Below are 18,388 nucleotides of genomic sequence, written 5' to 3' on the forward strand. Positions count from 1 at the left end.
CGCTCACTTCTTCGGCGCTTCTTTGAGCGCGCCCTTCGCCTTCGTGTCCTTGCCGCCCTCGGCGGGCTTCGCGTCCTCGCCGACGATCTCGAGCAGCTCCACGTCGAAGACGAGCGTCGCCTTGCCGGGGATCTTGGGCGGGCTTCCACCGTCGCCGTAGCCGAGCTTCGAGGGGATCGTGAGCTTGCGTTTGCCGCCGACCTTCATGCCGGCGACGCCGAGGTCCCAGCCCTTGATGACCTCGCCCTTGCCGAGCTCGAACTCGAACGGGTCCTTGCCGACCGAGCTGTCGAACATGAAGTTCGTCTTGAGCAACCGGCCCGTGTAGTGGACCTTGACCTTGTCGCCTTCCTTGGCCTCGGCGCCCGTGCCGACGGTGATGTCTTCCTTGATGAGGTCTGCGGGCTCGGGCTTCTCCGGCTCGCGCGGCGCCGCGGCGCGAGGCTCGGCGGCAGGCTCGGGGACCTTGTTCTCACAGGCGGCGGTGGTGGCGACGCCGAGGGCGAGGATCACGAACGAACCCAGACGACGGATGACCATCATGCGCCCCTCCTATTCGACGAGAGGCGTTCGAGCAAGCGCCCCGAGGCGCGAGCGGCCGGGGCCGTAGGGCCTCAGAACGGCTTGGGGATGCTCTTCTTGGTGGTCGTCGTGGGCTTCGGCGTCGGCGACGTCGACGTCGACGTGCCGGGGAGGGAGACGGTGGGCCGCGACGGCGGCGTGGTCGACGTGGTCGTCGGCGAAGGTTTGGGCGCCGAGCCGGTCGTGGTCGGGGTCGACGTCGGCGGTTTCGTCGTGGTCGTGGAGGTCGCGGTGGGCTTCGGCGGCGTCGTGGACGCGGGGCGCACGGGCTCGGGCGGCGGCGCGGGCGCCTCCGCGGTGGCCTCGGGCGGCGGGGCGTCGCCGGTCGCGGGCGGATCGGAGGCGACGCTGATGGCGCTCGGCTGGCTGACCGGCGCGAGGGGAACATCCTCGGCCGTGCTGCTCGAGCCGCCGCGGAGGAGGAGGAAGCCGCCGAGCGAGAGGCCGCCGATGACGAAAGCGGCGGCGAGGCCGATGGCGACGAGCGGCGGGCCGCTGTTGCCCGAGGAGGCCACGCGAACCGGCGGAGGCGGGGGCGCGCCGTACGCGGGCGGGCCGGCCATCCCCGGGACGGGCGGGCCGTAGGGCGACGGAGCGGGCGCGCCGTACGGAGCCGGTCCGGGGACGGGCGCAACGCCGTAGGGAGCGGGTCCGCCTGGTTGGGTGCCGGATCCTTGGCCGAAGGGGGCGCCGGCGGGCGGCGCGTGGGCCGGGTAGACGGGGGCTTGTGCGGGGCCGGCGTCGACCATGGTGGCGGGCACGGGCGCGCCTGCGAGGGGCGCGGGGGCGGGCATGCCAGGCGGGGTGACGCCGGGGGCGGGCGAAGGGCCGGCGCCCTCGGGCCCGAACAGGGGCTCACCGACGATGGTTTTTCCGGGACCGTAGGGGCTTCCCGGCGGCTGTTGTTCGCTCATCTCGCCGACGTTCTCCTTGGCTACGAGCTGCGCGTTGCGTTCGGGGAACGAGACTTCAAGGGTTCTGCCCCGGGATCGGGATCCGGATGCGGGGCCGACCGCTCGTGCTGGTCGAGGGCCGCGGCGTCGGGGTCGACGTCGTGGGGTTGGGCGCGGGCCCGGTGTTCGTCGGTTGCGCCGTCGGCTGCTGGCCCGGGATGGGGAAGGGGAGCGGGATCGGCGTGCTTCCCCAGGGGATCGGGATCGGGCTCGAGCCCCACGGGTTCGGGATCGGGTTCGTCCCGGTGCTCCCGGACGCGGAAGGTTGCGGGGCCGTCGAGGTGCCCGTCGGCTTCGGCCCGCCGACCGTGTTCGTCGGCCGCGGCACGTTGGTCTGCGGCGGGGGCTGCTGCGGCGGGTTCACGTTCACCGCGCCGGTCGTCTGGGTCGGCTGCTGCGCGCCGGTGTCCACGGGGACGACCGCCGTCGGCGGCTGCTGAAGCGGGATGGGGTCCCCGGCGTGCTCCTCGTTGCTCGTGAGCTTCTGCCCGAGGTACACGCCGCCGACGACCACGCCGGTGACGGCGGCCGCGAGCAGGAGCATCATCAGGATCGACGCGCCGCCGCTGCGCTTTTGCTGGTTCTGGTGCCCGGGCGGCCGCGCCCCGATCGGGTTCATCGGGGTGGTGGGCCCGTAGCCGGGGGTCTGGGCGTAGCCGCTGTTCACGGGCGGATAACCCGGCGGCGGACCGTAGTTCGCGGGGGCTGCCCCGTAGCCGGGGGACGAGAGGGCCTGGCCGACCGCGGTGCCGCCGGGCCGCGGCGACATGTCGTACGCGCCGGGCGGGGCCGTGTGCGAGGCGAGGGGCGCGGCGGGGGCCGTGGCGTCGTACCTGGGGCTCTGCTGCGCGAGGCTCTCGGGCAAGGGCTCGCCGATGGCCGTGTGGGGCCCGGCGGACCTGTTCGGCGCGTCGAACCCGCCGAGCGGCGTGGCCAGACCGGCCGCCACGATCTGCGGCGGGATCGAGGGTTCGCTGACCCCGGGCGGCGGTTTGTCGTCGGTGGGGGGGAGCGTCTTCGGGATGGGCGAGGCGCCGGCCTCGGGCGTCGCTCCGGGCGCGGCGGGGGAGATGGCGGGCCTCGGCGTGACGCTTCCGGGCAGGGGCGTGGCGAGCGCGGCGCCGGTCGAGGCTCCGCGCGTGCCGGCCGCGAAGGGATCGAGCGCGCTCCGGAACTCCGCGACCGAGCTGTAGCGATCGGGCGGCTTGGGCCCCATCGCGCGGTGCACGACGCTCGCGAGCTCCGGCGGCACGTGCGGTGCGAGGTCCGTGAGCTGCGCGATTTGCCCGGTCAGGTAGGCCGACGCGATCTGGTGCGGCTCGTCGCCGCCGACGGGCCTTCGGCCGGCGAGCATCTCGAAGATCATCACGCCGAGCGAGAAGATGTCGGCGCGGGCGTCGACCGCGTCCGCGGAGTAGGCCTGCTCGGGGGCCATGTACTCGGGCGTCCCCATGATCACGCCGGGCCGCGTGAGGCCTCGATCGAGCTCGCCCGTGACCTTGAGCTTGGCGATGCCGAAGTCGAGCAGCTTGAGGAGCGGCTCGCCCTTGGTCCCGCGGGTGATCATGACGTTGTCGGGCTTGAGATCGCGGTGCACGACGCCGGCGGCGTGGGCCGCCTCGACGCCGTCGATCATCTGCATCGCGTACTCGAGCGCGTCGGTGTACGAGAGCCGTTGACCCGCGTGGTAGAGCTCTTCGTAGAGCATCTGGAGGGTCTTGCCCTCGAGGTACTCCATCACGATGAAGGCTTGCCCCGTGGCCGTCTGGTCGACGTCCTTGACCTCGACGACGTGGGGGCTGCGGATCTTGACCGAGACCTTCGCTTCCTGGATGAAGCGCTGCACGAGGCCTTGGCGCCGCGAGAGCTCGGGGTGGAGGAACTTGAGCGCCACGGTGGTGCCGAGCACCTCGTGACGCGACTCGTACACGCTTCCCATCCCGCCATCGCCGATGACGCGGACGAGCCGGTACTTGTTGTTGATGACCTGGCCGACCTGAGGGCGCATGGGGACCTGTGCGGCGCTACTTTGGACGCGGGAGAGTGTCACAAGCCTATGGACGAACGACAAAGAATTTCGTCCTGCAGAACGATCCCTTCGTGATCTCGCGGGACGGACGCGAAAATCCAGGGCGGGAGGTGAGGAGCGAGGGCGCCCGCGGGTCAGGGGGCGGCGGCGAGCTCGTGGATACGGAAGCAGTTATCGAAGCGGACCCGCGCTCGCTCAGCGCTGCCCGTCCCCGGCGCGCATCCGTCTCGCCTTCACAGGGGCGTCTCCGACCTCCACGAGGGCGCCGATCGCGTCCCGCAGCGCGTCGCCCATCGGGTCGAGCACGTCCTGCGCGCAGATCATCTCGTGGTCCGCGGGCAGCTCACCCGAGAGGAGCCACGCGCCGAGGTGCGCCTCGTCGCGCAGCACCGCGAGCACCTCCGGCGCGCCGTCCTTCGTCACCACGAGGGCACCGAGGCTCGGGCCTTCGTGGAGGATCTGCGCCTCCACCGCCGCGAGCCGCGTCGCCGAGAGGCGCGGCCGCCTCCGCGCGAGCGTCGCCCGGACGTGGATCCGGAGCGGGAGCTTCGTGTTCTTCGCCTCGCGCGGGAGACGCTCGAGCGGCAACGGCACGAAGCCATCCGAGGTGCGGAGCACGTGCACGAGCCGACCGCCCGACGGCATGAGCGTGACGCCCTCGAGATCCTCGTACGCGACCTCCACCGTCCCGCCGCGCACGAGCGGCAGCGCAGGCACCGTCAGCGCGCGCAGCCCGAGCACGATCGCGAGGTCCTGCCGAGCGCCGAAGCGCCTCGCCAGCACGGCCGCGTAGACCCCGCACCCGAGGAGCACCACGCCGAACGAGGCGAGCCCGACGCCGGTCGCGCCGCCACGCGTGATCCCGACCGAGACGCCGAGCGCGAAGCCGAGCCCGAGCAACACCACGAACACCCAGAGCATCCGGGAGGGGTTCCTGAGCGGCACCCGGAGCTCCCGTCCCAGGCACGCCGCCGAAAGCTCCGCGTGTTCACGCCGGAGCAGCTCTCGTTCTCGTACCTTCGCCTCGCGACCTTCCATCGTTCGTTGTGTCCCTCCTACGGCCGCCCGAGCATGACGGAAAACAGTCGCGAAATGGAGCGACGGAGCGAACGCGACACCGCAAAAAATCATACGCGGCCATTGCCGCGTCCGCTCGGTCGGACGTATCTCGTCCGCTGACGCACCGTGTCGGTCGTTATGCCTTTGATACCCGGCCGAGTCGCATTACGAGCCCAGGGATGCGTTCAGCGATTCTGGGCGTCGGCCATTACGTGCCGACCAAGGTGGTGACCAACGACGACCTCGCTCGCACGATGCCGACGAGCGACGAGTGGATCCAGCAGCGCACGGGCATCAAGGAGCGGCGGTTCATCGAGCGTGACGGGATCGGCGCGAGCGACCTCGCCGTGCCGGCCGCGCAGATGGCCCTCGAGCGCGCCGGTCGCAAGGTCTCCGATGTCGACATGATCATCTTCGCGACCCTGAGCCCGGACCACAATTTCCCCGGCTCGGGTTGCTTCCTCGGCGAGAAGCTCGGCCTGCCCGGCGTGCCCGCGCTCGACGTCCGCAACCAGTGCTCGGGGTTCCTCTACGGGCTCAGCGTCGCCGACGCGTGGATCCGCGCCGGGGCCTACAAGAACATCCTCGTCGTGGGCGCCGAGGTGCACTCGACGGGCGTGGAGTTCACCGAGCGCGGCCGCGACGTGGCCGTGCTCTTCGGCGACGGCGCAGGCGCGGCCCTCGTCGGCGCGAGCCCGTCCGACGATCGGGGCCTCATGTCGATCCACCTGCACGCCGATGGTACGGGCGCGAAAGATCTCTGGCTGCCCGCGCCCGCGTCGAAGCACATCCCGCGGCTCACGCAGGAGATGTTCGAGCGCGGCGATCATTACCCCAAGATGAACGGCAAGCAGGTCTTCCGCTGGGCCACCGAGAAGATGCCCGAGGTCAGCCGCGAGGCGCTCGCCGCGGCCGGCATCGACATCAGCAAGATCGACCTGTTCGTCCCACACCAGGCGAACATGCGCATCAACCAGTACGTGGCCGACAAGCTGGGTTTGCCGCCGGAGAAGGTCGTCCACAACATCGAGCGGTACGGCAACACGACGGCCGCGACGATCCCCATCGGCCTGAGCGAGTCGGTCGCCGACGGCCGCATCAAGGAAGGATCGACCGTGCTGACGGCCGCCTTCGGCAGCGGCTACACCTGGGGCGCCGCCGTGCTCCGGTGGTAAGAAGAGCCCGATGATCGCTCCTCCCCTCCTCGACGCCATCGTCGATCGCGCGCTCGAAGAAGACCTCGCCGGCGGTGACCTGTCCGGCGAGGCGTGCGTCGACGCAGAGACCCGAGCCGACGCCGCCGCCGTCGCGCGCAAGGCCGTCGTCGCCTGCGGCGCGGAGGTCTTCCGCCGCGTGTTCACGCGCGTCGATCCACGCTGCGTGGTCGAGACGCTGGTCCCGGACGGCAGCGCCGCGCCCGCCGGGACGACGCTCTGGCGCGTGCGCGGGCCGGCCCGCGCCGTGCTCGCCTCCGAGCGGACCGCGCTGAACCTCGTGCAACGCATGACGGGCATCGCGACGATCACGCGCCGCTACGTCGACGCCGTGCCGACAGTCGCGCGGACGCGTATCACCGACACGCGCAAGACCACGCCGGGCCTGCGCGCGCTCGAGCGGTACGCCGTCCGCATGGGAGGCGGGGTGAACCACAGGAACGACCTCGGCAGCGCGGTGATGATCAAGGACAACCACATCGTCGCGGCCGGCGGCATCGGCCGCGCCGTCGAGCGCGCGAGGGCCCACGCCCCGCACACGTCGCGGATCGAGGTGGAGGTCGACTCGCTCGTGCAGCTCGAAGAGGCGATCGCAGCCGGCGCGGACATCATCCTGCTCGACAACTTCTCGACCGAGGACGTTCGAACGGCCGTCGCCCGCGCAGCCTCGCTCACGCCTCGCCCGATCCTCGAAGCCTCGGGCGGGATCACGCTCGAGCGCATCACGGAGCTCGCCCTCGCCGGCGTCGACGTGATCAGCGTCGGAGCTCTCACGCACTCGGCGCCCGCGGCGGACATCGGCCTCGACTTTTTGGTCGACGCTCGGGGGCTCCGCTCGGACGAGCCGAGCTCTGCCCCCGAACCCCCGCTTTGAACGACCTCGACCCTCTCCGCATCGAGGCCGAGCTCGAAAGGCTCGGCGCGAGCATCGGCCGGCCCGTCGTCGTCGCACGGATCACCGCCTCGACGAACGACGACGCGCGCCGCGCCGCGGCCTCCGGCGCGCCCCACGGCGCCGCCTTCCTCGCCGACGCGCAGACGCGCGGACGCGGCCGCAGCGGCCACGCGTGGCACTCGCCGCCCGGGGAGAACCTCTACCTCTCCGTCGTCCTTCGCCCGAGGATCGACCCGCGCGCCTTGCCGCCGCTCGCGCTCGTCCTCGGCGTGTGCGTGGCGCGTGTGGTCGACGAGGTGCTCGGGGCGAGCCGCGCGCGGGCCGGTGTCAAATGGCCAAACGACGTGCTCGTCGACGGCAAGAAGCTCGCGGGCCTGCTCGTCGAGACGGCCCTGCGCGGCGGCACGATCGACGCGGTCATCGCGGGCGTCGGGCTCAACGTGCACGCGGCCTCGTTCCCCGCGGAGCTCGCCTCCCGCGCGACCTCGCTCCACGCCCTCGGAGGAGCCGGGCTCGACAGATCCTCGCTCGCCGCGCGTCTGCTCGCCGAGATCGGCCACGCCGTGCGCAGCTTCGAGGCCGACGGCCTCGGCGCTTTCCACGGCGAGCTGCAGCGCCGCGACGTCCTCCGCGGGGTCCCCATCGACGTCTCGGGTATCTCGGGGACGGCGGCCGGCATCGATCACGAGGGCTACCTCCTCGTGATCGGGAGCGACGGAGAGACGCACCGCATCGGCTCCGGGAGCGTCACGACGCACGGCCCGCTCGGCTCGCCGGGCGCTCGTGTTCGTGGCGGACCTGGCGCGGGCGGGGCCGAGGGGTAAGAACGTCCCGCCGCACGTGAAGGAAGACACCCTCGTCGTCCACGAGATTTATTCGAGCATCCAGGGCGAATCCACGTTCGCCGGGCTGCCGTGCACGTTCGTACGCTTGACGGGGTGCAACCTGCGTTGCGCCTGGTGCGACACGACGCAGGCATTCTTTGGAGGCCAAAGAATGCGGCGCGGCGAGGTGCTCGACCGTGCGCTCGCCTCCGGCACGCCCCTCGTCGAGCTCACGGGGGGCGAGCCGCTCCTGCAGCCCGGCGCGATCCCGCTCCTGCGCGAGCTCTGCGACGCAGGCCGGACAGTGCTCGTGGAGACGAGCGGCGAGGCCGACGTCTCACGCGTCGATCCGCGGGTCCACAAGATCATGGACCTCAAGGCCCCCGGCTCCGGCGAGAGCCATCGCAACCGCTGGTCGAACCTCGCGCACATCGGGCCGCGCGACGAGATCAAGTTCGTGCTGGCCGATCGCGCCGACTACGAGTGGATGCGCGGCGTGATCCGCGAGCGCGAGCTCACGCGGCTCGGCTGCACGCTGCTCGCCTCGGCGGTGTGGGGAAAGCTCGCGCCGAAGGATCTCGTGGCCTGGGTGCTCGAGGACGGCCTGCTCGTGCGCGTGCAGGTCCAGCTCCACAAGATCATCTGGGGCGCGGAGGCGCAGGGCGTTTGAGGCGGGTGGCGTAGCGCCGGGGTTTCACCCCGGGCCCGTCTGGTCGACGATGGGGCTACGCTCGGCAAGCCGAGCTACGCCCCAAACCCCGGGGTTATCCACCCCTGGACCCGGACCAGGCACGGCCTGGACCGAGGACGACCGCGCGAAGCGCGGTCGACCGGGTCAGCGATGCAGCGGGCTGTTCTTGAAGCGCTCGAGCAGCGCGTCGAGCGCCGCCTGATCCCCCGGCCTCGCGCCGCGCTTCGCTTGCTCCACGAGCGCAGGCGTGGACGGGTGATCCACGATCAGCACGGCCTTCGTGATCGCCGCGCGCGCCTCGCCTTCGTAACGCAGATACGACGCCACGAGCGCCCGCGCCGCGGTCGAGCGCACGGCCTCTTCTTCGCCGCTCGCCGCGATGATCGGCGTCTGCCAGGCCCACGCGGAGCCCACGTCGCCGAGCGATCGCGCCACGACGATGGCCGTCTCCGCGTCCGGGCGCGCCGCGAGCGTGGAGGCGAGCGCCTCGGCGACCACGAGCCGCCGGCAATCGCCCATCCCCGCGAGCACGCCCTTCTGCTTCGGGCCCTCCTTTTTCGCCAGCGCGACGAGCTTCTGCGCCGCCGCGTCCGTGCCGAGCTTGCCGAGCGCCGAGGCCGCGGCGCGCACGAGATCCGGGTTCTCCTCGGGCGCGTCGAGGATCGCGAAGAGCACGGGCGCCGCGCGGCCGTCCCGCAGCGTGCCCGCGGCCTCCACGAGGCCCACGCGCCACGCGTGCCAGGCGTCCGCGGACATGTCGCCGCGCGGCTTCGCGTCCACCGCGAGCTCGTTCAACACCGGCAAGAGCACGTCCTTGCCGAGGCGCTTCAAGATGGCCGCGACGGGCACGTACCGGCCGCGCTTCTGCGCGTCGAGCGCCGGCATGTCCTCCCGCAGCCGCGCGAGCGTCTCGAACGCCGCGGGGTTCTGGCTCCGCGCCGAGCCGATCGCTTGCACGAGCGTCGTTCGGTCCTGCGCGGCGAGTTTGTCCGGACCGATCCACACGCCCTCGGCCGCGCTCGCCGCGCCCGTGAGCGCCGAGAGCAGGAGCCCGGCCGTGAGCAGCCCGATCCCCAGGACTCGTTTTGCCTTCACAGTGCACCTCCCCACCAGGGGTTCGTCTCCGGCACGACCCGCGTCGTGTTCGACCCGCAATGAACCTCTCCGCTGTTGCGGTGGTAGAGGTTCCAGTTCTCGATGAAGCTCACCGTGATCCCGTAGGGCTTGAACGCCTCGACGAGCTGCGTCTCGAAGATGTCCTGCCCGTTGATGTTCGGCCCGTGCGGCTTCGGCGGGCCGAAGACCGTGTCCGAGAGGTAGATCCCGTTCACCGTGCCCGGCTGGTACGCGAGCGAGTAGCCCTGCGCCGGCTCGTGCAGGAACGGGATGGGGATGATCTCGGCGTCCGTGATGCCCGTCTCCTGCTTCAGCACCTCGAGCTGCCCGGCGACCTCGACCGCGGACGCGGCGCTCTCGTTCATGACGTCGGGATCGGCCAGCACCTCGTTGATCGTGACCTCGGCGGGGTCGTTCCCCCACCAGTATTTCCCGACGAACATCGGCACGTCGCCGTGCCCGGCCGCCTTCGCGTCCTCGAGCATCTTCTTCGCGAGCGCGACGTCGTTCAGGCCGAGCGCCCATCCGCGCGGCGTGTTCGACTTGACGAACGTCGTCGTCTCGTCGACGTGCCCGACCAGGAGCCACTCCGTGTCGATGTAGAGGATCGGCTGCTCCCGCTGCGAGCTCACCATGCGGTCGAAGCTCCTGTCCGGGTAGTAGCTGGCGGTCGATCCGCGCAGCACGCGTCCGTTCGGGTAGCTCTTCCCGTCGTGCGTGTACGGCGGCACGGTCTCGAAGTTGCCGAACGAGTTCAGCGTATCCATGCCGTTCGAGTGGTTCGGATCGAACTGCGCGAGGCCCGCGACGTCCTTGCCGCGTAACGCGAAGACGATCCGCCCCGCGCTGCGCAGGCTGCCCGTGTGGTTCGCGGAGCGGAAGTTCACGTGCATCACGTGTTGCTTGCCGCCGGGGCCGGGCATCGAGGTGTACGCGGTTTCGAAGTAGTCCTGCGTCCACTGATCCTGGCTCTGGTGCTCGTAGAGCGGCTCGGCCAGGCTCGCGACCTGCATGGCCGCCTTCAGGTCGTCGCGGAAGGCGGTGGACGAGGTGGAATTCTGGGCCGCCGCGTAGATCGTGCGCGCCGGGTGCAGGTGGTGGCGGAAGAGCACCGGCGCGACGCGCAGCCGCACCGTGTCCTTCGTCTCGGGCATCGGCGCGCCCGAGGGCTCGGTGCCCGTCACCGTCAGCGAGACGTCGACGAACCCGTCCCACGTGGACTCGTCACGCACGATGTCACGCGCCTCGATCGCGAGCTCGACGCCCGCCGCGAGATCCGCCTGGCCGAGCGTCGTCGAGGGATCGAAGAGCTCGAACGTACCGCCTTCGGTCTTCCGGAAGAGCCGCACTTGCTCCGGCGCGCTCACCGTGATCGTGCCCGATGCGTCGGCGTACGCCTCGGGCCACGGCGCGGCCACGATACGCGCGAGATCGGCGAGATCCTCCTCGCCGTTCACCACCGTATCGGCCGCGTCGTTGCAGCCGACGAGCTGCGTGTCCGTCTGTCCGCTCGAGGGGCACTGCTCCTGATCGTCGTCGACGTTCGCCAGGAAGATCGCGCCGTGCTGGGCGTCCCAGGTGTCCTCGCCCTGATCCTCGGTGGGATCGTCGAGATCGATCGTGCCGTTGCGGTTCACGTCGGCGCGGAGATCGGCGGGGCTCTTGGGCCCTCCGCTTTGCCCGCCGCTGCCGCCTTGCCCTGCGCCGCCCGGGCCTGCGGCGCCCTGCCCTGCGCCGCCCTGGCCCGCGCCGCCTTGTCCGGCGCCGCCTCCGACGCCTGGGCCCGCGCCGAGCCCGAGATCCTCGTCGGCCCCGCCGCACCCTGCCGCGAGCGCGGCTCCCGAGAGCGTCGCGGCGCACAGCCACGTCCATCGTCTTCGCATTCGTTTCACCTCGAACGATCGCTTCGTCCCGCGTGAGGGTATCGATGTAGGCCGATCAAAAGCCGCGCGACAAGCGTCGAATCGTGTCGAAATGTGTACGTTTCACGTGAGGCAGGAATAGTTCGCCGAGCGTGTTCGCGCGGCCCCTGCGTCACATCTGGGGTGCAGCGGCGACGTTCTCTTCGGCGCGGAAGTGCGCCTCGGCCTTCCTCGGATCGCAGAGCAGCAGCAGCGGGATCACCACGACCTGCACGACCGAGGCGATGAAGAAGGCGCGCTGGTAGCCGAACGTATCCGCCATCCATCCGCCGTAGCGCGCGGTGAACGAGTAGCAGAGGTTCGTCATGGCCATGTACGCCGTGAACTGCGTCGCCCCGAGGGCCGGGTTCGAGAGCCGCATGAAGAACTTGAGCGCCGACGCGCTGTAGGAGCAGATCGCGATCTGCAGCGTCGCCCCGTACACGACGAGCAGCGCGTACCGCGGCCAGAGATCGCTCAGCGACGCGAACGTCGCCATGACGACGCCGATCAGCGTCATGCTCATGGCCATCGTCTTTCGCGTGCCCATTCGATCGGCGAGCGCGCCGCCGACGAGCGCGCCCACGACCCCCGCGGGCGTGTCGATGACCGTGAGCAAGTAGAGCGCCTCCTCCGAGAGCGCGAGGTCCTTGCGGTAGAGGCGCGTCGTGAACGTGCCGACGAGCGCGAAGCCCGCCGGCATGACGAAGCCGAGCAAGAACCCCGAGAGCGCCGGCCAGAAGCGCAACGTGCGGACGAGCTCGGGGACGTTCAGGCGCTTGCCTTCCTGCGCGAGGCGCGTGTCCTCGCCGCGAGGTCGCTCCCGCACGAGCAGCGGCACGAGCATGATCAGCCAGACCGGCAAGGTCATCGCGACGAACGTCGCTTGCCATCCGACGTGCTTGGCGAGCACCGCGCCGGCGCCGCCGATCATCACGCCCACGACCTTGCCGGCCCACATGATGCTGTTGGCGCGCCCGGTCTCGTGCTCCGGCAAGATGTCCACCGCCAGGCCGTCGACCGCCACGTCCTGGAGCGCGGCAAACGTGTTGTGCAGGAAGAGCAGCACGTTCACGAGGCCGAGCCGCGCGGGATCCACGGCCGCGAGCGCGAGCAGCGGCACGCCCATCAAGATCTCGGCCAGCACGATGAACGGGCGCCGCCGGCCGAAGCGACCGCCGCGGTATCGATCGAGCAGCGGGCCGAAGAAGACCTTGAAGCTCCAGGGCAGGTAGGCGACCTGCATGACCGCGCCGAGCGCCTCGTTGCTGAGGCCGCGGTCGATCAAGAAGACACGATAACCACCCGCGAGGAAGCCCCACGGGATGCCCTGCGCGAGGTAGAGCAAGCCGAAGAAGACGAAGCGGAGCATCCGGCTCTCCACCAGCGTCGTGCCACGCGCCTTCGGTGGATCGGCCTCGCCGGGAGCCGCGTAGGGGTTCGGGGCCGGCTCGCTCATCGCGCCGAGGCTACCACGCCTGCTCGTCGCCCGAGGCGGCGCGGCGATCGCGCAGCCGCGGGAAGAGCGCCGCGCGGATCGCCGAGGCCGGCGCGTCGAAGAGCGCTTCGAGGCGCATGTAGACCACCGCCGCGATCCGCCCCGCGGGAGGGCGGAGCGTGGCCCGCACGAACGCCACGTCGACCTCGATGCCCGCGTGCATCGACGCGTCCTTCGCGAGCTCGCCCGCCCGTTCGTCCGAGCACGAACGATCCCTCACCGCGCGGATCCGGATGCGCAGGCTCGCGCGGAGCAGGGCGTGATAACCGATCATCCAAGCGATCCAGGCTTCGATCCCGCCGCCCGCGAGGGCCGAGCGGATCGCCTCGAGGCGCGCGTCGACGACGTCGAGCGGCAACGTGTCGAGCTCGCAGAGCGCGCCCGGGAACCGCTCGGCGAGGGCCTTGAACACGGCCTTCTCGGGGATCGGCTCGCCGCGATCACGCGCGCGCCGGAGCTCCGCGATCTCCGCGTATTTTCCTTCGAGGGCGACGAGCGCCTCGTGGCTCGGTCGCTCCGCCTTCACAACCACGTGTAGGGGAAGGCGGTGACGTCGCCGATCGCGCGCGCGCCGATGCCGAGCGCGACCAGCCGATCGACGCCGAGCGCGTTGCCGGCCGCGGGCGGCAACCCCTCCGCGAGCGCCGCGACGAACCGCTCGTCGATCGGATAGACGCTCTTGCCCTCGGCGCGCCGCTGGGCCTGATCTCGCTCGAAACGCGCGCGCTGCTCGACCGGATCCGTCAGCTCGCCGAAGCCGTTGCACACCTCCACGCTGCCCACGTAGAGCTCGAAGCGCTCCGCGACACGTGGATCGTCCGGGCAGAGCCGCGCGAGCGAGGCGAACGGGGCGGGGAACCTCTCGACGAACACAGGCCGGCCGAGGCGCGCGAGCTTCGGCTCGACCTCCTCGACGAGCAGCCGGAAGAACCGATCCGCGTCCTCGCTCGCCATGGTGATCGCCTCGTCGTGGCTCGTGCCCGCGTACCGCGCGAACGCCTCGCCGACCTCGATCCGCTCGAACGGCGCCGCGAGATCCACGCGGGTCCCCTCGACCTCGATCACGCTCGACCCCGCGAGCTTCGTGACGACCGAACGCACGAGCTCCTCCGTGTCGCGAACGACCGCATCCATCGGGGCGAAGGCGCGGTACCACTCGAGCATGGTGAACTCGGGGTTGTGGCGGCTGCCGATCTCGCCGCGGCGATAACAACGCGCGAGCTGGAAACAACGGGGAACGCCGCCCACGAGCAGGCGCTTCATCTGGTACTCGGGCGACGTGATGAGCCAGAGCGGGCGACCCTGAGGCGCTCCAGTCGACGCTCGGGGCTTCGGAGCGCCTTCGGCGTCCTGCGCCCCGAACCCCTCGATGCCAAACGCATCGAGGTGCAAATCGAGCCCGGGGCAGGGGACCATCGAGGGCGTCTCGACCTCGAGAAAACCCTGGCGCACGAAGAACGATCGCACCTCGGCGAGCGCCTCCGCCCGCGCCCGCAGCGCGCGCCCCACGCCACGAAGGACGAGCCGCTCGGTCTCGGTCTCGGGCTCCTCACTCGCCGCGCCTCGCGAGACGTTTGGCGTCTTCGGCCCGTGCCGCTCGATCACGCGGCCGCCTTCGAGCTTGCCTGCGGAGAACGACGCCTCGACGACCACGAGATCCGCGGGCGCGACCGTGCCCTCGGTGAGCGTGATCGTCACGCGCGCGAACGCGTCGGCGAGGATGACCTCGTCCCCCACGACCTCGAGGACCCGGCCCGCCACGCGGATCGACCCGGGCGCGCCCGCGAGCGTGTCGAGATCACTCGGAGCGAACGGCAACACCAGGGCTTCGTTCAACGTCGCCACGCGCGTGAGGCTCAGCCCCCGCCCGCGCCGCCCGCGCCACCCGCGCCACCTTGTCCACCCGCGCCGCCTTGTCCACCCGCGCCACCTGCGCCGCCCGCGCCGCCACCACCACCGACGCCGCCCGTGAGCGCCCCGGGCGTGCACGCCGGATCGTCACTGCCCGTCGGCGGGCAGCAGATGTCCGAGTTGCCGAGCAGCTCGGTCTTCGACACGCACACGAGGCCGTCCTCGCAGTCCGTGCTGTTGTTGTCGATGCTGCAGGCCTGACCCACGCCCTGGTTCGAGCACGCGGCGAAGGCGAGGCCCGCGGCGAGCGCGACCAGGACGAACCCCGGGAAGAAGATACGGCGGGAAATCACGCCGCCTCTCTTATCATTTTTCCCGCGAAGGCTCCGGTCCCTCGTACGCGGCCTTGTTCTTCGCGTCGATGGCGTCCACGAAGAGGCTCATGTACCGGCCCGCGCTCCAGAGCGAGAAGACGAGCGACGTGTAGATCAACATCCTCCCCACGTGCACGAGATCGACGACGCCGAAGTCGAAGACGCCGATCGTGAACCAGTACGGGTAGCCGAGGATCAGGCACACGATCCCGATCATCTGCAGCGCCGTCTTCGTCTTCCCGCCCTCGCCCGCGGCGATGATGATGCCCTCCGACGAGGCGATCGAGCGCAGCGCCGTGATCGTGATCTCGCGCGAGATCAAGAGCACGACCGCCCAGGCCGAGATCCGCCCCATCGGCACCAGCCAGACGAGCGTGCCCGTGACGATGAGTTTGTCCGCGAGCGGATCGAGGAACTTGCCGAGCACGCTCACGAGGCCCTGCCGGCGCGCCAGCCACCCGTCGAGCATGTCCGTGATCGCCGCGAGCGCGTAGACCGCCGCGGCCCAGAAGCAGTCGTGGGGGCTGCCGCGCCCGAGCAGCATCAAGACGATCGGGATCATGACGATCCGCGCGAACGTCAGGAGGTTCGGGACGTTCTTCGCGTCCTCCCAGAGCGTCTTCCGCCGCGCGGCCTTGATCTGCCGCAGCGACGCTTTGTCCACCTTCGAGCCGCTAGCGACCATGGAGCAGCACCGTGCCCTCGCCGGAGAAAACGACAAAACTCCGGGCGCCGCCGAGGGCCTCGCTCGGGGGCAGCGCCCGCGGGATCACGCGGCCCATCCATCCGAGCACGCTCGGCGCGTGCAGCGCGGAGCTCTTGCCCTCGCGGACGTCGAGCGCGAGCAGCGGCGCTCGCAAGCGCGCGACCAGCGTGCCCGGGCCGCGGAGCTGCACCATCCCGACCGCTTCGCCCTCCCCCGCGGGCATGCGGCCGTTCTCGTAGCTCATCGCCCCCTCGAACCCGCCGAGCAGATCCTCGCGCAGGTAAAGCGGCTCCTCCTCCAGGCTGATCGACACGAGCTCGTGGTCCGCGGGCGGCGCGAGCACGAGATCGCCGCGCCCCTCGAGCTCGACGAGCGCGTCACCCTCGCCGCCGAGCGGCTCCTCGAGCGACTTGCCGCGCATCCTGCGCATCATCGGCTTGTGCTTGAGCCCGCCCGCGTACGCCATCGAGCGCACGAGCGAAGGCCGAACCGCGAAACCACTCGTCGCCGCCACGAGCAACACGCCGCCCGGGTGCAGGGCGATCTTCCCCTCGGCCGGGAACGTGAGCGTGTGTCGTCGCCCGAGATCGGTCGGCGACAGCGGCCCACGCGGCGGCGTGTCCGAGTGCGCCTTCGTGTTCGTCGTGTTCGTCGCGGCTTGCGCCGCGCGCGCGGGCGTGGCCTCCGCGGCGGCGAGCAGCGCGTCCCAGCCGGCCGAGAGCGACTGCGGCAGGGCGCTCGAAGGCGTGAGGTCGGCCGAGCGATCGATCTCGTGGAACGAAGGCCTGCGCTCCGTGGTCGGCGTGCCGCCGCTCGCGTCCATCACCCGCCGCGCCATCGCGTCGTGGCCGCCCCGCGTGAACGCGTGCAGCGCGCGATCCGCGTCGCCGAGCGCCTGGTGCGCGAGGCCGAGGTAGCCCCACGCGCGTTTGTGCCCCGCGTGCGCGGAGACCACCTTCTCGAGCTCCTGCCGCGCCCGCGCGGGTTGCCCGGTCTTGAGCAAGCAGAGCGCGAAGTTCACGCGGGGCTCGTGCGCCTCGGGGTGATCGTGCACGAGCTTCTCGAAGACGCCGATCGCGCGTGGATAGAGGCCGAGCCGGAAGTAGACCACGCCGACCAGATCCTGGGCCTTCGCGTCCGCGGGCGAGAGCACGAGCGCCTGTTCGAGCTCCGCGCGCGCCTCCTCGAGGCGACCATCCTGCAAGAGCTCGCCGCCGCGATAGAGGTGGAACAAAAAGTCCTCTGCCGGATCACGCGTCGGGTGCGGCGGGGATGCTCGATCGGCCACGGCGCGAAGGGTACACGATGATCGCCTCGGGAAAAGGGCGCGCCGGGCGTTTTGCCCGCGCGCGGCCGGCGCGTCACGCAGCGGGGGCCGCCGCCGCGATGGCCTCTTCCAGCGTGAAGACGCGCTCGTAAAGCGCGCGACCGACGATCGCGGCGGCCACGCCCGGGACACGCGCGAGCGCGCGGAGGTGCTCGAGGGTCCCCACGCCGCCCGAGGCGATCACGGGAAAACCTCCCTTCTCGGCGAGCGCCGCGGTCGCCGTGACGTTCGGCCCGGCCTGCGTCCCGTCCCGCGCGACGTCCGTGTAGAGCAGCGCCGCCACGGGCGCGCCGGCGAGATCCCGCGCCACGTCGAGCGCCGTGCGTGTCGACGTCTCGACCCACCCCTCCACCGCGACGAACCCGTCCTTGGCGTCGAGCGCGACCACCACGCGCCCCGGGTGCGCGCTCGCGAGCGCCCGGACCATCACGACGTCGCGGATCGCCGCCGTCCCGAGCACGACCCGCTCGGCCCCGAGCGCGAGGTACTGCTCCGCGGTCTCGGCCGCGCGCACCCCGCCGCCGACCTCGACGCCCGGCCCGAACGCCTGCACGACCGCGCGGACGAGCTCCTTCTGCACGGGCCGGCCCTCCCGCGCGCCCTCGAGGTCCACCACGTGTAGCGCCTCGACCTTCCCGCGTAGCCGCGCCGCGAGGCCCACGGGATCCGCGTCGTAGACCGTCACGGCGTCGTAGCGCCCTTGATGCAGCCGGACGGCCTTGCCCTCGAAGAGATCGATCGCGGGGAGGATCTGCATGACGAACGGAGGCCTACGATGGAACCGGGCCGAGGAAAAGCTAGGCTCCCGCCATCATGCGCGAACGTATCGCCGAGACCCTCGGGGACGTCCACTGGAGCGACCTGCGCGCGCACCTCGCGCGGGACGCCGTCATCATCGTCGACGACGCGCTCGATCTGCTCGACGTGGGCGTGGCCCTCGCGAAGAACGACGTCGCGTCCGTCGACGCCTGGATCCGCGCGGGCAAGCTCCAGAAGCCCACGACCGAAGATCTCACGCGCTGGTCGCTCGACACGAGCGCGCGGTTCCTCTCGGCGATCGTGCAGCCCTTCGTGCTGATCCGCAGGCCTCCCGCGAAGGCGCTCTCCTAGGCGCTCGACACGAGCGCGCGTCTCCAGGTCACGAGCGCGCGTCTCCAGGTCACGAGCGCGCGTCTCCAGGTCTCGTCCACGCGTCTCCAGGCCACGACCGCGCGTGTTTCAGGTCACGACCGCGCGTCTTCCGGTCTCGCGCGCGCGTCTCCAGGTCTCGTGCACGATACCTCAGGGTCTCGTCCACACGTCTCGAGGTCTCGTGCACACGTGTCCCAGGTCACGAGCGCACGTCTCGAGGTCTCGTGCACACGTGTT

18 protein-coding genes are annotated in these 18,388 nt (G+C 71.2%); 6 read left to right on the forward strand and 12 right to left on the reverse strand.

Annotation, left to right across the window (positions count from 1 at the left end; all coding sequences use genetic code 11):
* Positions 1-3 precede the first annotated feature (3 nt).
* Positions 4-543 (reverse strand): FKBP-type peptidyl-prolyl cis-trans isomerase, encoded by a 540-nt coding sequence (locus tag GF068_RS46250; RefSeq protein WP_153820135.1) that lies wholly within the window; start codon positions 541-543, stop codon positions 4-6.
* 87 nt (positions 544-630) lie between these two features.
* Here GF068_RS46250 and GF068_RS15330 point away from each other — a divergent pair, with 87 nt between their 5' ends.
* Complete coding sequence (locus tag GF068_RS15330) at positions 631-1,167, forward strand: hypothetical protein (protein WP_153820136.1); 537 nt, start codon at positions 631-633, stop codon at positions 1,165-1,167.
* 384 nt (positions 1,168-1,551) lie between these two features.
* Here GF068_RS15330 and GF068_RS15335 read toward each other — a convergent pair whose 3' ends face one another.
* Positions 1,552-3,543, reverse strand: a complete 1,992-nt coding sequence (locus GF068_RS15335) for a serine/threonine-protein kinase (protein ID WP_153820137.1) — start codon at positions 3,541-3,543, stop codon at positions 1,552-1,554.
* A 216-nt stretch (positions 3,544-3,759) separates the two neighbouring features.
* On the reverse strand, positions 3,760-4,602 hold the full coding sequence (locus tag GF068_RS15340) for an MFS transporter (RefSeq protein ID WP_153820138.1): 843 nt from the start codon (positions 4,600-4,602) through the stop codon (positions 3,760-3,762).
* 200 nt (positions 4,603-4,802) lie between these two features.
* Between GF068_RS15340 and GF068_RS15345 the strand changes: the two genes are divergently transcribed.
* Genes GF068_RS15345 through GF068_RS15360 form a run of 4 tightly spaced genes read left to right on the forward strand, consistent with a single transcriptional unit; the run spans position 4,803 to position 8,226 of the window.
* A complete protein-coding gene (locus GF068_RS15345) occupies positions 4,803-5,798 on the forward strand; it encodes a 3-oxoacyl-ACP synthase III family protein (RefSeq protein ID WP_153820139.1) in 996 nt (331 codons plus the stop codon).
* Between the two features lie 10 nt (positions 5,799-5,808).
* Positions 5,809-6,711 (forward strand): carboxylating nicotinate-nucleotide diphosphorylase, encoded by a 903-nt coding sequence (gene nadC, locus GF068_RS15350; protein WP_153820140.1) that lies wholly within the window; start codon positions 5,809-5,811, stop codon positions 6,709-6,711.
* Positions 6,708-7,556 (forward strand): biotin--[acetyl-CoA-carboxylase] ligase, encoded by an 849-nt coding sequence (locus GF068_RS15355; RefSeq protein WP_153820141.1) that lies wholly within the window; start codon positions 6,708-6,710, stop codon positions 7,554-7,556. Before nadC ends, GF068_RS15355 begins: the two co-directional genes overlap by 4 nt.
* Before the next feature lie 16 nt (positions 7,557-7,572).
* Positions 7,573-8,226, forward strand: a complete 654-nt coding sequence (locus tag GF068_RS15360) for a radical SAM protein (RefSeq protein WP_338046400.1) — start codon at positions 7,573-7,575, stop codon at positions 8,224-8,226.
* Between the two features lie 165 nt (positions 8,227-8,391).
* On the opposite strand, the gene GF068_RS15365 is transcribed toward GF068_RS15360, so the two are convergent.
* From GF068_RS15365 to hisA, 9 genes are all read right to left on the reverse strand, one after another.
* The gene (locus GF068_RS15365) at positions 8,392-9,342 is read right to left on the reverse strand and encodes a HEAT repeat domain-containing protein (protein WP_153820142.1); all 951 of its coding nucleotides are present in this window, start codon (positions 9,340-9,342) and stop codon (positions 8,392-8,394) included.
* Positions 9,339-11,246, reverse strand: a complete 1,908-nt coding sequence (locus GF068_RS15370) for a protein-arginine deiminase family protein (RefSeq protein WP_153820143.1) — start codon at positions 11,244-11,246, stop codon at positions 9,339-9,341. Before GF068_RS15370 ends, GF068_RS15365 begins: the two co-directional genes overlap by 4 nt.
* Before the next feature lie 151 nt (positions 11,247-11,397).
* Complete coding sequence (locus tag GF068_RS15375; protein ID WP_153820144.1) at positions 11,398-12,723, reverse strand: MFS transporter; 1,326 nt, start codon at positions 12,721-12,723, stop codon at positions 11,398-11,400.
* A 10-nt stretch (positions 12,724-12,733) separates the two neighbouring features.
* On the reverse strand, positions 12,734-13,294 hold the full coding sequence (locus GF068_RS15380) for a hypothetical protein (protein ID WP_153820145.1): 561 nt from the start codon (positions 13,292-13,294) through the stop codon (positions 12,734-12,736).
* Positions 13,285-14,607, reverse strand: coding sequence for an EF-P lysine aminoacylase EpmA (gene epmA, locus GF068_RS15385; RefSeq protein WP_338046401.1), 1,323 nt, complete (start codon positions 14,605-14,607; stop codon positions 13,285-13,287). Before epmA ends, GF068_RS15380 begins: the two co-directional genes overlap by 10 nt.
* 11 nt (positions 14,608-14,618) lie before the next feature.
* The gene (locus GF068_RS15390) at positions 14,619-14,966 is read right to left on the reverse strand and encodes a hypothetical protein (protein ID WP_338046402.1); all 348 of its coding nucleotides are present in this window, start codon (positions 14,964-14,966) and stop codon (positions 14,619-14,621) included.
* A 13-nt stretch (positions 14,967-14,979) separates the two neighbouring features.
* A complete protein-coding gene (pgsA, locus tag GF068_RS15395; protein WP_338046403.1) occupies positions 14,980-15,651 on the reverse strand; it encodes a CDP-diacylglycerol--glycerol-3-phosphate 3-phosphatidyltransferase in 672 nt (223 codons plus the stop codon).
* A gap of 10 nt (positions 15,652-15,661) precedes the next feature.
* Entirely contained in the window at positions 15,662-16,981 is a 1,320-nt protein-coding gene (locus tag GF068_RS15400) for a tetratricopeptide repeat protein (protein WP_338046404.1), read from the reverse strand.
* A 73-nt stretch (positions 16,982-17,054) separates the two neighbouring features.
* On the reverse strand, positions 17,055-17,777 hold the full coding sequence (gene hisA / locus GF068_RS15405) for a 1-(5-phosphoribosyl)-5-[(5-phosphoribosylamino)methylideneamino]imidazole-4-carboxamide isomerase (protein WP_153820147.1): 723 nt from the start codon (positions 17,775-17,777) through the stop codon (positions 17,055-17,057).
* A gap of 56 nt (positions 17,778-17,833) precedes the next feature.
* On the opposite strand from hisA, the gene GF068_RS15410 reads away from it, so the two are divergent.
* A complete protein-coding gene (locus tag GF068_RS15410) occupies positions 17,834-18,130 on the forward strand; it encodes a DUF2288 domain-containing protein (protein ID WP_153820148.1) in 297 nt (98 codons plus the stop codon).
* Positions 18,131-18,388: the final 258 nt, after the last annotated feature.

The organism is Polyangium spumosum, from assembly GCF_009649845.1.
Classification (GTDB): Bacteria; Myxococcota_A; Polyangia; order Polyangiales; family Polyangiaceae; genus Polyangium; species Polyangium spumosum.

Bases quoted from the DNA above. Each gene is read 5' to 3' on its own strand.
- GF068_RS46250 (WP_153820135.1), bottom strand. From the start codon at position 543: ATGATGGTCATCCGTCGTCTGGGTTCGTTCGTGATCCTCGCCCTCGGC.
- GF068_RS15330 (WP_153820136.1), top strand. From the start codon at position 631: ATGCTCTTCTTGGTGGTCGTCGTGGGCTTCGGCGTCGGCGACGTCGAC.
- GF068_RS15335 (WP_153820137.1), bottom strand. From the start codon at position 3,543: ATGCGCCCTCAGGTCGGCCAGGTCATCAACAACAAGTACCGGCTCGTC.
- GF068_RS15340 (WP_153820138.1), bottom strand. From the start codon at position 4,602: ATGGAAGGTCGCGAGGCGAAGGTACGAGAACGAGAGCTGCTCCGGCGT.
- GF068_RS15345 (WP_153820139.1), top strand. From the start codon at position 4,803: ATGCGTTCAGCGATTCTGGGCGTCGGCCATTACGTGCCGACCAAGGTG.
- nadC (WP_153820140.1), top strand. From the start codon at position 5,809: ATGATCGCTCCTCCCCTCCTCGACGCCATCGTCGATCGCGCGCTCGAA.
- GF068_RS15370 (WP_153820143.1), bottom strand. From the start codon at position 11,246: ATGCGAAGACGATGGACGTGGCTGTGCGCCGCGACGCTCTCGGGAGCC.
- GF068_RS15375 (WP_153820144.1), bottom strand. From the start codon at position 12,723: ATGAGCGAGCCGGCCCCGAACCCCTACGCGGCTCCCGGCGAGGCCGAT.
- hisA (WP_153820147.1), bottom strand. From the start codon at position 17,777: ATGCAGATCCTCCCCGCGATCGATCTCTTCGAGGGCAAGGCCGTCCGG.
- GF068_RS15410 (WP_153820148.1), top strand. From the start codon at position 17,834: ATGCGCGAACGTATCGCCGAGACCCTCGGGGACGTCCACTGGAGCGAC.